This is a genomic window from Limimaricola cinnabarinus LL-001 (genome assembly GCF_000466965.1).
In the GTDB taxonomy this organism is placed as follows: Bacteria; Pseudomonadota; Alphaproteobacteria; order Rhodobacterales; family Rhodobacteraceae; genus Limimaricola; species Limimaricola cinnabarinus.
Genome location: NZ_BATB01000082.1, coordinates 1 through 11123 on the forward strand (window position 1 = coordinate 1; position 11123 = coordinate 11123).

General features: G+C 67.3%; 8 protein-coding genes and 4 pseudogenes. 6 read left to right on the plus strand and 6 right to left on the minus strand.

The features are described from left to right. Positions 1-404, minus strand: a 404-nt coding sequence (locus MBELCI_RS16890; protein ID WP_045320407.1) for a dihydroxyacetone kinase subunit DhaK, incomplete at its 3' end; no start/stop codon positions are given. Continuing rightward, positions 401-1246, minus strand: coding sequence for a sugar phosphate isomerase/epimerase family protein (locus tag MBELCI_RS16895; protein WP_021695464.1), 846 nt, complete (start codon positions 1244-1246; stop codon positions 401-403). The genes MBELCI_RS16895 and MBELCI_RS16890, both read right to left, overlap by 4 nt. A gap of 194 nt (positions 1247-1440) precedes the next feature. Here MBELCI_RS16895 and MBELCI_RS16900 point away from each other — a divergent pair, with 194 nt between their 5' ends. The 6 genes and pseudogenes from MBELCI_RS16900 to MBELCI_RS16925 all read left to right on the plus strand — a co-directional run bounded on the left by MBELCI_RS16900 (position 1441) and on the right by MBELCI_RS16925 (position 6966). Next, positions 1441-2292: a transketolase gene (locus tag MBELCI_RS16900; RefSeq protein WP_021695465.1), complete on the plus strand. Its 852-nt coding sequence runs from the start codon at positions 1441-1443 to the stop codon at positions 2290-2292. Beyond that, on the plus strand, positions 2289-3317 hold the full coding sequence (locus MBELCI_RS16905; RefSeq protein WP_021695466.1) for a transketolase family protein: 1029 nt from the start codon (positions 2289-2291) through the stop codon (positions 3315-3317). The genes MBELCI_RS16900 and MBELCI_RS16905 overlap by 4 nt, the downstream gene beginning before the upstream one ends. 23 nt (positions 3318-3340) lie before the next feature. After that, positions 3341-4095: pseudogene (locus MBELCI_RS16910) on the plus strand (SDR family NAD(P)-dependent oxidoreductase). Between the two features lie 83 nt (positions 4096-4178). Next, positions 4179-5128, plus strand: a pseudogene (locus MBELCI_RS16915) (TRAP transporter substrate-binding protein). Continuing rightward, a complete protein-coding gene (locus MBELCI_RS16920; protein ID WP_045320408.1) occupies positions 5128-5697 on the plus strand; it encodes a TRAP transporter small permease in 570 nt (189 codons plus the stop codon). Before MBELCI_RS16915 ends, MBELCI_RS16920 begins: the two are co-directional and overlap by 1 nt. A 12-nt stretch (positions 5698-5709) precedes the next feature. Further along, the gene (locus MBELCI_RS16925) at positions 5710-6966 is read left to right on the plus strand and encodes a TRAP transporter large permease (RefSeq protein ID WP_021695471.1); all 1257 of its coding nucleotides are present in this window, start codon (positions 5710-5712) and stop codon (positions 6964-6966) included. Here the strand turns inward: MBELCI_RS16925 and MBELCI_RS16930 are convergent. From MBELCI_RS16930 to MBELCI_RS16945, 4 genes and pseudogenes are all read right to left on the minus strand, one after another. Further along, the gene (locus MBELCI_RS16930) at positions 6960-7970 is read right to left on the minus strand and encodes a LysR substrate-binding domain-containing protein (RefSeq protein WP_021695472.1); all 1011 of its coding nucleotides are present in this window, start codon (positions 7968-7970) and stop codon (positions 6960-6962) included. The genes MBELCI_RS16925 and MBELCI_RS16930 overlap by 7 nt on opposite strands. A gap of 154 nt (positions 7971-8124) precedes the next feature. Next, positions 8125-9135 (minus strand): annotated as a pseudogene (locus tag MBELCI_RS16935) (IS30 family transposase). Positions 9136-9397: 262 nt separating this feature from the next. After that, the gene (istB, locus tag MBELCI_RS16940) at positions 9398-10162 is read right to left on the minus strand and encodes an IS21-like element helper ATPase IstB (RefSeq protein WP_021695474.1); all 765 of its coding nucleotides are present in this window, start codon (positions 10160-10162) and stop codon (positions 9398-9400) included. Further along, positions 10159-11123, minus strand: a pseudogene (locus tag MBELCI_RS16945) (Mu transposase domain-containing protein); the annotation flags it as partial. The pseudogene MBELCI_RS16945 and the gene istB, both read right to left, overlap by 4 nt.

The window sequence follows — 11123 nt, forward strand, 5'->3', positions numbered from 1 at the left end:
GAGCAGCGGGCCGGGGTGCCCATTGCCTCGCATTCCTCGGCGGCCATGTCGAAATTCATCACGTCGCCGGTGTAGTTGCCATAGAGGAACAGCACCCCCGCGCCGCCATCGACGGCGCGGGCGGCGTCCATGATCTGCTCCGGGCTCGGCGAGGCGAAGACGTTGCCGACGGCGGCGGCGTCCGCCAGCCCGCGGCCGACATAGCCCGCGAAGGCCGGCTCGTGGCCCGAGCCGCCGCCGACCACCACGCCGACCTTGCCGTCGCGCGGCCCGTCGACGGCGACCACGGCGCGGCCCGTGGCGCCCGCGACGCGCAGCATCTCGGGATGGGCGTCGACCATCCCCTCGATCGCCTCGGAAATGATGTCCTCGGGTGCGTTGATCAGCTTCTTGGTGCGGGTCATGCGGTTTCCTCCTGTCGTGATGCGCGCTTCGCCACCAGACGCTGCGCGGCCTGCGACGTGCGCTCCATCCAGTTCTGCTCGCGGGCGCGGATCTCGGTTTCGGTCTCGCCTTTCTCCCAAGGCAGCCAGTGTTCGAGGATGACGCTCATCTCCGCCGGGCAATGCGCCAGCCGGTCGAGGATCCAATCGAGCGGCGCGCGGCCTTCGCCCAGCGGCACGCCCTCGATGCGGAAGCCGACGCCGTGGCGGTCGGGGCGGATCATGTAATCCTTGAGGTGCAGGTTGATGGTCCAGGGCGCCAGCAGCGTCACCGTCTCCTCGGGCCATTCGCCGGCACAGATCGAGTTGGCGACGTCGAGGCAGACGCCGAGATGGTCGTCATCCACCCGCTCCAGCAGCTCGACCATGCTCGGCGAGGGATAGTTGAAGTGGTTCTCCATCGCGATGCGCAGCCCGGCATCGCGGGCGCGGGCGACGCGCGGGCGCAGCTGATCGGCGAGGTCGGCCACCGGGATCCGGGCGTCAGCCTCGTCGAGCGCCACGCGCAGGAGCGGCGCGCCGATCCGGGCGCCGATCTCGAGATAACGGTCGACCTCGCCCGGGTCGAAGCTCTGGGTGCCGAGTTCGAGCCCGAGGCCGAGCGCGTCGGCGTGGGCCTTCAGCGCGTCGAGCCGGGCATCGTCGAGCCGGTCGAGCGGCAGGTTGTCGGCGTATTGCACCAGGCCGAGCCCGAGCGCGGCCGCCTGGTCGAGCAGCGCCTCGGGCGGCATCGGGTCGGCGGGCCGGCGGTCGCCGATGCCGATCGACCAGCGATAGGCATAGCTGCCAAGGCCGAGTTTCATCTCATGTCCTCCCTAGGATCGGTATCTCCCGTTCTCTCGTAGCGGCCCGTGGCGGGCGGCCGATATGTCGGAATGCTGGAAACTCGTGAAGCAAAACTTCACAGCCATTTAAGGATTGGAAATTGTGGTGCTGCGCCGCCCCGGTCATGTTGGCCGCCAAGAGGCAACGGCCCGACCGGCCGGAGGGAGGAACGATGACCGCCGTATCGCCGCAATCGCGGAGCAACCTGTCGCTGGCGCAGCGCGCCCACAACATCCGCCACCACGCGCTGCGGATGGGCGAGGTGCAGGGCCAGGGCTATGTCGGCCAGGCGCTCGGCGTGGCCGACGTGCTGGCGGTGTCGTATTTCCACGCGCTGAACACCCGCCCCCATGACCCGGAATGGGAGGGGCGCGACCGGTTCCTCCTGTCGATCGGCCATTACGCCATCGCGCTCTATGCCGCGCTGATCGAGGCGGGCGTGCTGCCCGAGGCCGAGATCGAGACCTATGGCATGGACGACTCGCGGCTGCCGATGTCGGGCATGGCCAGCTACACGCCCGGCATGGAGATCACCGGCGGCTCGCTCGGCCACGGCCTCGGCATCGGGGTCGGCATGGCGCTCGGGCTCAGGCGCAAGGGCGGCGGCCAGTTCGTCTACAACCTGATGTCGGATGGCGAGCTGGGCGAGGGATCGACTTGGGAGGCGGCGATGGGTGCCGCGCATCACAAGCTGTCGAACCTGATTTGCATCGTCGATTTCAACGACCAGCAGGCCGACGGGCCGTCGACCGAGACGCTCTCGGCCGAGCCGGTGGCCGACAAGTGGCGCGCCTTCGGCTGGCATTCGCAGCGGGTCGACGGCAACGATCTCGACGCGCTGGTCGCGGCCTTCGACGCCGCCCGTGCCCATGACGGCCCCGAGCCGCGGGTGATCGTCGCCGACACGCGGATGTGCCGCGGCGTGCCGTTCCTCGAGGCGCGCGAGATGACCCATTTCGTTCGCGTCGAGCCCGAGGAATGGGGCAGGGCGCTGGCTGTGCTCGAGGAAGGAGCCCCGCGATGACCCATGCCGCCCGCGCCCGCAAGTACGAACCCCGACAGGCTCCGACCGAGCGGGTCGCCACCTCGGCGATGATCGCCTCGCTGGCCGCCGAGGGCTACGACACCGTCTCGGCCCCCTTCGGCCACGCGCTGGCCGAGGCCGCGCGTCACGACGACCGGATCGTCGGGCTGAGCGCCGATCTGGCGAAATACACCGACCTGCACGTCTTCGCGCAGGCGCATCCCGACCGGTTTCACCAGATGGGCATGGCCGAGCAGCTGCTGATGTCGGCCGCCGCCGGGATGGCGCATGAGGGTTTCGTCCCCTTCGCCACCACCTATGCGGTATTCGCGGCGCGGCGCGCCTACGACTTCATCTGCATGGCGATCGCCGAGGAGAACCTGCCGGTCAAGATGGTCTGCGGCCTGCCGGGCCTGACCACCGGCTACGGCCCCTCGCACCAGGCCTTCGAGGATCTGGCGATCTTCCGTGGCCTGCCGAACCTGACGATCATCGACCCGGCGGATGCGGCGGACGTGGCGCAGATGGTGCCGGCGATGATCGAGCACCCCGGCCCGGTCTATGCCCGGCTGCTGCGCGGCAAGGTCGCCAACGTCATCCCGCGCTACAAGCCCGACTACCGCTTCGAGATCGGGCGGGCGCAGATGATCCGCGAGGGGCGCGACGTGCTGGTGGTGTCCGCGGGCATCATGACCATGCGGGCGCTGGACGCGGCCGAGGCGCTGGCCGCCGACGGGATCGACGTGGCGGTGCTGCACTGCCCGACGATCAAGCCGCTGGATACCGATACGATCCTCGCCGAGGCGGGGAAGGGGCGGCTACTGGTCACGGCGGAGAACCACTCCGTCATCGGCGGCCTGGGCGAGGCAGTAGCCGCGACGCTGATGCGCGCGGGTATCACGCCGGCCTTCCGGCAGATCGGTCTGCCGGACGAATTCCTGGAGGCCGGCGCGCTGCCGAGCCTGCACGACATGTACGGACTCAGCACGAAGGCGGTCGGCGACCGCATCCGCGGCTGGCTCTGACCATCAACATCGAGGGATACGAGATGGGACTTCTGACGGGCAAATACGCGGTGATCACCGGCGCTGCCTCGCCGCGCGGCTTGGGCAAGGCGACGGCGAAACTCTACGCCGAACACGGGGCAACGGTGGCGATCCTTGATCTCGACGCGGGCGCGGCGCAGGCCGCCGCTGCCGATCTGCCGGGCGAGGGGCATGTCGGGCTGGCCTGCGACGTGACGACCGCGCGGCATGCGCCGCCGTGGCCGAGGAACTGGTCGCGCGCTGGGGCGCGGTCGACGTGCTGGTCAACAATGCCGGCATCACCCAGCCGCTGAAGATCATGGAGATCGGCGGCGAGAACTACGACGCGGTGCTCGACGTCAACCTGCGCGGCACGCTCTACATGACCCAAGCGCTGATCCCGCATTTCCGTGAGCGCAAGACCGGCGCGGTGGTCAACATGTCCTCGGTCAGCGCGCAGCGCGGCGGCGGCATCTTCGGCGGGTCGCACTACTCGGCCGCCAAGGCGGGCGTGCTGGGCCTAACCAAGGCAATGGCGCGCGAACTGGCGCCCGACGGCATCCGCGTCAACGCGATCTGCCCGGGCTTCATCGCCACCGACATCACCGCCGGCAAGCTGACGCCCGAGATGAAGGAGCAGATCGTCGCCGGCATCCCGATGGGCCGCCCCGGCACCGCCGAGGACGTGGCGGGCTGCGCGCTGTTCCTGGCCTCGGAGCTGTCGAGCTACTGCACCGGCACCGAGGTCGACGTGAACGGCGGCTCGCTGATCCATTGACGATTTCGCGCGGGCCTTGGAGGAAGGTCCCGCGCGACCCGCAGTCTTCGCAAAGGGAGGAACCTCACATGAAGACCCAACTGATGGCCGTGCTGGCCGGAACGACCCTTCTCGCAGGCGCCGCGCAGGCGCAGGAGGTCATCTTCGCGCATGGCGCCAACCCCGGCAACCCGCGCTACGTCGCGGCCGAGGCCTGGGCTGAGCAGTTCGCCGCCTGCGCTGGCGATGGCTGGAGCGTCAACCACGCGCCGTCCTCGACCATGGGCGACGACTCCGAGATGCTGACCTCGGCCACCGCCGGGATCATCCAAGTGAGCGCCAACAGCCAGGGCGCGATGAGCCAGATCGTCCCCGAGATCGGCCTTCTGGGGCTGCCCTTCCTGTTCGCCGACCTGCCCACCGCCTGGGAGGTGCTGGACGGCGATGTCGGCGCGATGATCGACGAGCGGGCGCAGAATGCCGGCCTGAAGGTGCTTGGATTCTGGGACAATGGCATCCGCCACATCACCCACACCTCCAAGCATGTTGCCACCCCGGATGAGCTGTCGGGTATGCAGATCCGCACCCCGCCGGACCAGATGACGGTCGACATCTTCGAGGCGCTCGGCGCCGCACCCGCGCCTTGGCCTGGTCCGAGCTTCCCAGCGCGCTGCAGTCGGGCGTGTTCGACGGGCAGGAGAACCCGCTGACCAACATCCATTCGGCCAAGCTGCACGAGATCACGCCCTATGTGACCCTGACCGGGCACAAGTACGAATCCACCCCCGTGGTCGCCGGGCTCGCCTGGTGGTCGGGCCTCGACGAGGCCACTCAAGCCTGCGCGCTCGAGGCTACCAAGGGCGCGGGCAAGGTGCAGCGCGAGATGTCGCTCTCGGCCGACACCGAGCTGCGTCCGCAGATGGAAGCGGAGGGCGCGCAGTTCATGGAGGCTGACCGCGACTCCTACGTCGCCGCGACCCAGCCGGTCTACGACGCCTATGCCGAACGCTTCCCCGAGCTGGTGCCGGCGCTGCGCGAGGCGGCGGGGCTGTGATGCGGACCGGGGACGACCTGTCCCCGGCAGGCGACGGGGCGGGGCGCATGCGCCCCGTCCTGCGCGCCGTGCGGGGCCTGACCGGGGCGTTCGACTGGAGCGGGCGGATCGTCACTGCGGCCTGTCTCGCGGCGATGTTCGCGGCGCTGCTGGTCAACGTGGTGCTGCGCTATGCCTTCGGCTCGGGCATTGCCTGGGCCTACGAGATCCACGCGCTGCTGCTGCCTTGGCTGGTCGCGGGCGGGCTGGTGGTCGCCTCGGCACGCGGCGCCAACATCTCGGTGACGCTGCTGCCCGACCTGATCGGGCCCGGCACGCGGCGGGTACTGGCTATCCTAGTGCAGGTCTTGGTGCTGTGGATCGTACTCGCGGTGCTGTGGAGCAGCCAGCCGATCATAAACGCCTCTCGCTTCCAGACGTTGTCGACATTGGGCATCCGCCAGGTCTGGGGCTACGCGAGCCTGGTCTACGCCTTCGGCGCGATGGCGGTGATCGCGGCGCTGGCACTGCTGCGGTCGCTGGCCGGCGAAACGCCCGTCGACCCGACTGCGCCGCGCAGCCTGAGTTGAAGGAGTGATGCCATGACCGCCCCCCTTGTCTGGATATTCGTGGCGCTGATGGCGTTGTCGGTGCCAGTGGCGCATGCGATGCTCGGCGGCGCGGCCGCCGCGCTGTGGCTCGACGGCAAGCCGATGGCAGTGATCGCTCAGCGGCTGTACACCCCGACCCAGAGCTTTCCGATGCTCGCCATCCCGTTCTTCATCCTCGCCGGCAACTTGATGATGTCGGGCAAGTTCGGCGTCTATCTCGTCAACGTCGCGCGGCTCTTGGTCGGCAACTTCAAGGGCGGGCTGGGACAGGTGTCGATCATCGGCTCGGTGATGTTCGGTGGCGTGTCGGGCTCGGCGGTGGCCGATGCCTCGGCGCTCGGCAACGCGTTGATCCCGGTTCAGAAGAAGGAAGGCTACCCGGCAGGTTTTGCCGCCGCGATCAACTCGGCCTCCTCGACCGTCTCAGTGCTGATCCCGCCCTCGATTCCGCTCATTCTCTACGGGCTGGTGTCGAACGTCTCGATCGTCGACCTGTTCATCGCCGGCATTCTGCCCGGCGTGTTGCTGGGTGCGGGCATGTTCGCTGCCGTGGCCTGGACGGCCAAGCGCCGAGACCTGCCGCGCTCGCCGCTGGCGGGCGGCTTCCGTGCCTTCCGCGCTCAGATCCTTGCCGCCTTTCCGGCACTCTTGATGCCGGTGTTCGTGATCGGCACGCTGCGCTTCGGCGTCGCCACACCGACCGAGGTCAGTGTAATGGCGGTGGCCTATGCGCTCCTAGTCAGCGGGCTGGTCTATCGTGATCTCACCTTCCGCGGCATATGGGAGGCGGCGGTGGCCACCGGGCTGATGACCGGGGCGGTAATGATCATCATCATGGCGTCGTCGGTGATCCAGTGGGTGCTGACCGCCGAGCGGGTGCCGCAGGAGCTGGCGGCCTGGGTGCAGGCGAGCTTCGCCGAGCCCTGGATGGTGATCCTCGCGCTCAACCTGGTGATGCTGGTGGTCGGCGCCTTCCTCGACCTGCCGGCGGCGGTGCTGCTGCTCGGTCCGCTGTTCGTCACCATCGGCCAGGCGATCGGGCTCGACCTGGTGCAGCTCGGACTGATGATGGTCGTCAACCTCGCAGTCGGTCTCTACACCCCGCCGGTGGGCACGACGCTGTTCATCTCGGCGGCGATCGCCCGGGCCGGGATCGGCGAGACGGTGAAGGCGCTGCTGCCCTTCTACGGCGTGGCGATTGCGGTGCTGCTGGCGATCTCCTACCTGCCGGCGCTGACCATCTACTGATCGGCGCCACGATCCCCGGGGCCGCGCAGATGCTCGGCCCCGGGGATCTGCGGACCGCTCTCGTCGCGGATCGAGCAGCCCAGGCCCTCGAGGAACCCCGCCATGCGAGCATCATGCGCTGCGCCCTCCTCGCGCATCCAGTCCGAGAAGATCCGCACGATCCTGCGGCTGGCGTGGCGCGGCGGGCAGACCAGCCAGTAGGCCGGGAAGCGGATCACCTCGAAGCCGGGCGACAGCGGCACCAACGTGCCGCGCTCGAGCTCTGGCGCGGCCAGCGTCGCGCTCTCCAGCACCACGCCGCCGCCATCGCGCGCCACCTGCAGCGCCATCGAGGAGCGGTCGAAGCGCAGAGGATAAGCCATCCGCTCGCCCATCGCGCCGTGGCGCGCCAGCCAGAAATCCCAGCGGTAATGGGTCTTGACGCTGTCGATCAGCCGCGCGGCGCGCAGCTGGCCCACGGGATCGTCGGCCTTTTCGCGCAGGGTCTCGAGATAGCCCGGCGCGCAGATCGGCAGCACGAAGTCGTGCAGCACCGGCTCCTCGTGCAGCCCGGCCCAGCCGCCGGCGCCGTAGCGCAGGTCAAGATCGACCACCTCGGTCTCGAAATCCGAGAAGTCCGGCGTGGCGTCGACCCGCAGATCCCAGCCTGGATTGGCGTCGAGGAACCGGGTCAGCCGCGGCCCGAGCCAGCGCACCCCGAAGGAGGGGCTGACCCGCAGGATGAAATGCCGGTTCTCGCGCTGGCGAACGATCGCGGAATGCACGTCGCGCATCATCCGGAACGCCTGAGTGGTGGTCTGGAACAGACGTTCGCCGTCTAATGTCAACAGCAGCCGCTGCCGCTCGCGGCGGAACAGCTTGACGCCGAACTGCTGCTCGAGCTTTCGGATCTTCTGGCTGACCGCCGACGGCGAGATCCCCAGCTCCTCGGCCGCCCGCGACACACCGCCCAGCCGCGCCACCGCCTCGAAGCAGCTCATAGAGTTGAGATTGAGTTCCCGCATCATCCTGCCGCAAACCGCGTTCAAGCTCGTTTAAGGGTGAGGGTCTGTCCGGGCAAGCGCGGACAGGGCAATGTCCTCAAACAAGAGTCGCAGTTGGGAGTAGTGCGTGCCGTTTTGTGAGCTCACGCTGAAGCGCAATTTTCGCTAACCCATCCTATCCGCCTGACCGCATCGCCTCCATCAGCTTTTCCCGGAAGACTTCGGCCGGGGTCCGGTAGCCCAGACATTTCCGAGGCGTAGCGTTGAGGCGATCGCAGATCGAAGTCAGATCTCGATCTGTGATCGTCGTGGGATCGGTCTTGCGGGGGAGATATTTTCGGATCCGGTTATTGGTGTTTTCGACCGTGCCTTTCTGCCACGGCGATTGCGGGTCGCAGAATTATGGAGCCACGCCGAGACCAGCCTTGAGATGCGCCCAGGCGGTGAACTCGGTGCCGCGGTCGAAGGTGATGGATCGGCGGGCGGGTTGGGGTAGGGCCTTCAGGCCAGAGATCAGGGTCTCCATGACGGGCTTGGAGGTCCGGTCGGCGTTCTTCGCCAGGACGGTGAAGCGGCTAACGCGTTCGACCAGAGAGGTCACGTTCGCCTTGCCGAACTCTTTGCGAAACATCACCAAGTCACATTCCCAATGCCCGAACTGCTGGCGCTCGGAGACCTCCACTGGCCGCAGCGAAATGCTGTGTTCATTGCTGAATCTGCGACCATGGTGGCGGCGCGTACCACGCGGTCTGCGACGCCGGCGGTGCTCCGGCAAGTGCCGATAAAGCGCCTCGGACCGGCCATCTCCGGAATAGGCGTAGCGGTAGATGGTCTCGTGGCTAACGGACTTGGCATGACCTTCAAGCTTCATCCGGCCCGCAATCTGCTCGGGCGACCATCCAGCCTTGAGACGGTCGACCACCGCAGCCTTCACGACGGGGTATCGGACCAGCTTGCGATGGATGGCACGGCGCTTCTCATACGCCCGTTGCGCGGTCATGCCGTAGTAGCCGCTCAGATGGGGTATCTCATCATCCACGAAGCGATTGCGCCGCATCTCCCGGTAAAGCGTGGAAGGCGCGCGGCCGAGCCGCAGTGCGATTTCTTTCACCGGCAATTTCGCTTCACGCCACCGCGCGAGCTTCTGACGCTCTTCGAGATCCAAATGTGCATAGCAGGTGCCCATCAATTGCTCTCCATGTAACCAGCTGTTCATATACAGGAGCTGCACTTCGAACGTGAATCCACCTTTGCAATCAACCTATGCGTGTAATGAACGTTATGTACTTTTCTTCATTCAGGTGTCAACGGCGGACTAAAAACCGGTCACGCGGCGGCGCGAAACCAGGCCAGCGGCGCAGCGGCAAGCGCCATGCCGCGCGCGCTTGCCCCATAGCTGGCGCGTGGCATGGCGCATTTGCCCGCGGGGCCAATGCGTCTGACGCGGATCAGGTTGGGGCTACGGCCTTTCGAGCCCGGCTTTGGCCGAGCCGATAGCTGTCGCCATTCATCTCGAGGATATTGACGTGGTGGGTCAGCCTGTCGAGCAGTGCGCCGGTCAGGCGTTCGGTGCCGAAGGTTTCGGTCCACTCATCGAATGGCAGGTTGCTGGTGATCATCGTCGAGCCGCGCTCATAGCGCTGCGAGATCACCTCAAACAGGAGTTCCGCGCCGGTCTTCGACAAGGGCACGAAGCCCAGCTCGTCGATGATGAGCAGCTTGACGGTGGCCAGCTGCTTTTGCAGGCGAAGCAGGCGGCGCTCGTCGCGGGCCTCCATCAGCTCGCTGACCAGTGCGGCGGCCGTGATGAAGCTCACCGACAGCCCTTTCTGGCAGGCGGCCAGCCCCAGCCCGAGGGCGACATGCGTCTTGCCGGTTCCACTGGGCCCCAGGGCAATGACGTTCTCGCGCCGGTCGATCCATTCGCTCCGGGCGAGGTCCAGCACCTGCATCTTGTTCAGCTCGGGGATCGCCTTGAAGTCGAAACTGTCGAGGCTCTTGGCCGCCGGGAACTTCGCGGCCTTGATGCGGCGCTCGACCATCCTGCGCTCGCGGTCGATCAGCTCCAGCTCGACCAGGCGGGCCAGGAACTGGACATGGTCCAGCCCCTCGATGGCGCACTGGCGGCCGAGCTTCTCATATTCCCGCAGGAAGGTGGGCAGCTTCAGCGTCTTCAGATGATCCGCGAGCAGGATCTTCGGCGCGTCGATCATGCCGCATCCCCCGACAGGAGCGACATGTAGCTGGCCGCCTTCGTGGTCCCGACATGAGCGCGCGGCAGATAGGGATAGACATCGAGGTCCAGCTTCGGCGGCCGTTTCTCGACCTGGCAGAGAACGAGGTGCTTCACGGCATCGAAGCCGACCGCGCCCAAGTGCAGGGCCTTCTTCACGGCGGCGTGGAGATCGTCGATGTCGAAGGTCTCCAGCAGGCGCAGGACCTGCACATACTCCTGCCGCCCTCCTTGGTCATTCGCGCTTCCATCAGGCGGCGCAGGGTCGCGAACTCCGACGGCAGGTCCCATTCGGCCAAGGGGACCGCCTGGTCCAGCGCGTTGATCTTGCGCTCGATCAGCGGGAGGTAATGGACCGGGTCAAAGACCATGTCCTCGCGGCCATAGCAGCGGGGATGGCGTGCGATGACCTGGCCACCGCAGCCGATCACGACCGCGTCGACATACCCCCTGATCCAGACGTCGCGGTGGCCATACGCGACCGGCACCGAGTAATCGTTGGTCCTGTAGCGCACCAGGGCTTGGGAGCTGACCCGTCCGGTGGCCTGATCGCAGGCATCGAACGGCACGGCCGGCAAGTCGGCCATCGCTGCCAGATCCCGCGCGAGCCGCTCTCCGATGGTCTCGGACTGGCCGCGCAGGACATCAGCCTGACGCTCGCGGCACTGTCCCTCCAGATAGGCGTTGAACGCGTCCCAGCTCGCGAACCGCGGGATCGGCACCATGAAGTTGCGGCGGGAGTAGCCGACCAGGCCCTCCGCGTTGCCCTTGTCGTTTCCCTTGCCGGGACGGCCGTAGCGGTCGCGGAACAGATAATGCGACAGGAACCCGCTGAAGAGCGTGGCGCGCTTGCGCGTTCCGTCCGGCAGGATCTTCGCAACCAGGCAGCGGTCGTTGTCGTAGAGGACCGAGGCGGGCACCTGAGCTATGGCTGAAAATGG